Origin of the sequence: Thauera sp. WH-2 (assembly GCF_048321015.1) — a bacterium.
Lineage (GTDB): Bacteria > Pseudomonadota > Gammaproteobacteria > Burkholderiales > Rhodocyclaceae > Thauera.
In genome coordinates this window covers 1-4,065 of sequence record NZ_JBLWFG010000020.1, presented here as the reverse complement: position 1 = coordinate 4,065, position 4,065 = coordinate 1, and the positions used below count along the sequence as shown (strand labels likewise).

The 4,065-nt window shown below is 60.4% G+C and carries 2 protein-coding genes; both read left to right on the top strand.

Translation table 11 applies throughout. The annotated features are described in order from the left end of the window. The first annotated feature begins 261 nt into the window (after positions 1-261). Positions 262-2,088, top strand: coding sequence for an ATP-dependent nuclease (locus tag ACNKW1_RS15640; RefSeq protein WP_418365503.1), 1,827 nt, complete (start codon positions 262-264; stop codon positions 2,086-2,088). Beyond that, complete coding sequence (locus tag ACNKW1_RS15635; protein WP_418365502.1) at positions 2,081-3,868, top strand: ATP-dependent helicase; 1,788 nt, start codon at positions 2,081-2,083, stop codon at positions 3,866-3,868. The genes ACNKW1_RS15640 and ACNKW1_RS15635 overlap by 8 nt, the downstream gene beginning before the upstream one ends. The last annotated feature ends 197 nt before the right edge of the window (positions 3,869-4,065 follow it).

The following is a 4,065-nucleotide window of genomic DNA, read 5'->3' as shown; positions in this document are numbered from 1 at the left end:
AGGTCGATTCGCTTTGGACGCTATCGGTTGCTGTACTTCGGCAGATCGGCCGAAGCCGTCACTGGCGGCGGCACAAATGAATGGCCGGTATTTGCTACGTTACTGGCGATTGAGTTTCCCAAGTGTTGCAAAGGGCAGCGTACGAGTACGTACGCATAACGTCCGTCATAGGCGTATGCTGTCCTCATCACACGCCACTGATTCTGATGTGATTTTGGGGCCGACAGCTGCGAGCCGAGAAACCTGAAGTCGAGAGAAACCATGAAGCTCACACGGATCTACATCAACAACTTCCGAAATTTCTGCGAGATCGACGTCACACTCGATGGAAACATCGTCATCGTGGGAGAGAACCGCGTCGGAAAGAGCAACCTACTCTATGCGTTGCGGTTGATCTTCGATCCTAGTTTGCCAGACAGCGCGCGCCAGTTAGGCCAAGGGGACTTCTGGGATGGGCTCGGCGAGCCGCTCGAAGATCAAAAGATCACGGTGTTTGTGGAACTGTCCGACCTCGAGGACAACCTAGACCTACTGGCCCAACTCACGGACTTCCGACTCGACGATGATCCGCACACCGTGCGACTCACTTACGAATTTCGGCCGATCCCCGGCATCGACGGGTTTCCCAAGTCCGACGACGACTACGAGTTCCTTTGCTACGGTGGTGAGGCGGAGACGAAGCGGTTCGGGCATGACCTAAGGCGGCGCATCGCGATGGACCTCCTGCCCGCGCTGCGGGACGCAGAGGGCGACTTGGCGACATGGCGTCGCTCTCCCCTTCGGCCTCTGCTCGAACGCGCGTTTGCATGCGTGGCGAGCAACGATCTTCAGGAGGTGCGCGATGCTGTTCAAGCGGCAACTGGCCAACTAGCGGAGTTTCCATCCGTGCAGAGTTTGGAGCAGGGCCTACAGGAGCTGTTTGCGTCAATGAGCGGCCCCAGTCAGGACATCCAGCCGAGCTTGGGCTTCGGGACGACCGATGTGACACGGTTGTACCGGAACCTTCGCCTCCTGATCGATGGCGGCTTGCGCACTATCAGCGAGGCCAGTCTTGGCTCGGCCAACGTCGCCTTCCTCACGCTGAAGACCCTTGAGTTGCGGCAACTGATGGCCGAAAACCGGCGGGACCATACCCTGCTAGCGATTGAAGAGCCCGAGGCCCACCTGCACCCGCACCTGCAGCGGTCGGTGTACCGTCATCTGTTCCAAGGCGTCGCCGCCGAAGAAGCAGAAAACGAGGAAGAGGAGGAGAAGAAGGAACAACTACTGTCGCTGCTGATGACTACCCATTCGCCGCATATCGCCAGCGTCGCACCGCTGCGATCGCTGGTCCTGCTGCGTCAATCTGCAGACAAAGGTACCGTCGTCACCTCGGCGGCTTCCGTCGACCTCACCACGGATGATGAGGATGACCTAGAGCGTTACCTCGACGTCACACGCGCGGAGATGCTGTTCGCACGCGGGATTATCCTGGTAGAAGGGGATGCTGAGAAGTTTCTGCTACCTGTGTTTGCCGCCGCAAGGGGACATGATTTGGACCACTTGGGCATTACGGTATGTTCGGTCGCTGGCACGAACTTCACTCCCTATGCGAAATTTTTAACCACGATGGGCATTCCATTCTCGGTCGTGACAGATTGGGATCCCCGGCCGAAGGGAGCGCCTCTTGGCTTCAACCGCTCCTGGAAACTCGTCGACACCATGGAGACTGCGCGGACGGGGGAGTCTCCGGCAGAACTCATCAAGGAGCTCAAGGCCATGAAAGACGGCGATAAGTTCGCCGCCCGTTGCGAGGCATACGGTGTCTTCTCCAATACGGATACGTTGGAGGTCGACCTGTTCAACGATACAAACTTCACGCAGGGGGTCATCGACACGCTGCGCGAAACGTCGTGGAGCGAAGAACGAAAGGGTTGGATCGATGGCTGGGAGGCTGATCCGGATACGCTTGACGTCGACAGGTACCTGAAGCTAATCGAAGTCGTCGGCAAGGGCCGGTTCGCGCAGCGCCTGGCCTCGTGCGTCGGGGGCGTGGCGCCGCCGGCCTATATCGCTAACGCCATCGACTTCGTGGCCGAACGTGTCTGATCGAGCAGCCTACCTGCGTGCGGCGGCACAGCTCCGGGGTAATCCTGGACAATGGTCAGCCTACGAGTCCCGTGGCCATTGCGTCGTCCTAGCGGGGCCCGGGAGCGGGAAGACCAAGACGCTGACGGCCAAGATGGCGCGCATGCTGGCGGAGGACGTGCGTGAACCGAGAGGCGTGGCCTGCATCACATACAACAACGAGTGTGCACGTGAACTTGAAGATCGGCTGGCCGCCCTGGGGGTCGAGCCTGGTGGGCGCGTGTTCGTTGGGACGGTACATTCTTTCTCTCTCACGCAGATTATCCTCCCCTACGCCAAGGTGGCAGGGCTGGGATTGCCCGAAAGATTTGGAGTGGCCACACGAGCGGAGAAGCAGGAGTCACTAGCCGAGGCGGCGGCCCGAACACTGGTAGAACCCGGCAATCTTCAGGACTTGGACTTCCGCCTCGGCAACCATCGACGCTCGATCCTGAACCGCGATAGCGTGGAGTGGCGCGAGACTGATCCGGAACTCTCGGAACTGGTGGAAGCCTACGAGGAAGCGCTGCGTCAGCGAGGTCTAATCGACTTCGACGACATGCCCTTGTTGGCCGTGCGTGCGCTGCGCGACAACCAGTGGCTGCAGCGCGCACTGCTTGCTAAATATCCTGTGCTTGTCATAGACGAGTACCAAGACCTCGGCGTGGCGCTACACCGCATGGTGTTGGGATTGTGCTTTCGCGCGGGCATGCGGTTGTTTGCCGTGGGCGATGTCGACCAGTCGATCTATGGGTTCGCTGGGGCCCGCCCTGATCTGCTGCGCCGGCTTTCCGAGCGCGAGGACGTCGAGACCGTGCGCCTGCGACTGAACTACCGCAGTGGCAATCGCATCGTCGCAGCCTCCCGAGTGGCCTTGGGCGAGGAGCGCGACTATGAAGCGGCTGACGCCGCTGCACAGGGCATGGTGTTCATCCATCCCTTGGGAGGTTCGTACGAGCAGCAGGCGGTACGCCTTGTGCAGGAGTTGCTGCCGCAGGTGCTGGAACGGCATCCGCGACTGGGCTACCGCGACGTGGCCGTGCTGTATCCGGCGGCCTGGATTGGCAATGCCGTTGCCGATGCCGCCGAGGCCGCTTCGATCCCGATCGTGCGCTCCGATGGCAACGCCTTATACCCACGTTCCAGCCGAATCATGCAGTGGTTGGAGTTGTGCAGCCAATGGTGTTGCGGTGGATGGCGGACGGGGAAACCACGGCTCGCGCGCGTGCTAAGGGAAGGGCGGCGGCTGTTCATAGAGGCCATCCATAGCGATGCACAGCTTTTGGACTTTCATCGCGCACTGATCGCCGAACTGTGGGAGATGCGAGACCCAAACACTTTGCTGCATCGCTGGATGGAAGGACTGCGGGTCAATGTGATCGAGCCGTTCGCTTCCCAATGTGTCGCACTGCGTGACGAGATCGAGACGCTCGCAACGTTCGCGGCGCGCGTAGCGCCGGCGGGCGACCACCCAGACATGGTCTTGGGCGAACTGTCTGGGAGCGGTGAGCAACTTGATCGCCTGACTCTGTCGACGCTGCATAGCGCGAAGGGCAGGGAGTTTGCCGTGGTATTTATGTTCGGCATGGACAGAGGTCGTTTGCCGCGCAACGGTGTTGGCCAACAGCAGCTCGCGGAGGCCCGCCGGCTCTTCTATGTCGGGTTCACTCGGGCGAAAGCTGAGGTCCATATAGTACACACCGCAAGGCGCTCGTCGCCGTTCGTGGATGAGATCGAGGAGCACTTGGCGGACGAGAAGTGACCCCGATACCGATTTCAATCTTCAGAACCCCCAAGGTAGGGTACGAGTGGGCAGATGCCGGCAATTCAGTTGGACTGCCGTCACCGGCAGTTTTGGCCGACACTCAGTCATTCCGCGCCCCACCTGACAGCCCCCCGGGGTTCGACACTTCATCCCGATTTTCGCCCCTTTTCCGAAAGTGCCTCCAGCGCCGGCGC

Coding starts and splice junctions, on each gene's coding strand:
- ACNKW1_RS15640 (WP_418365503.1), top strand. CDS start 262: ATGAAGCTCACACGGATCTACATCAACAACTTCCGAAATTTCTGCGAG.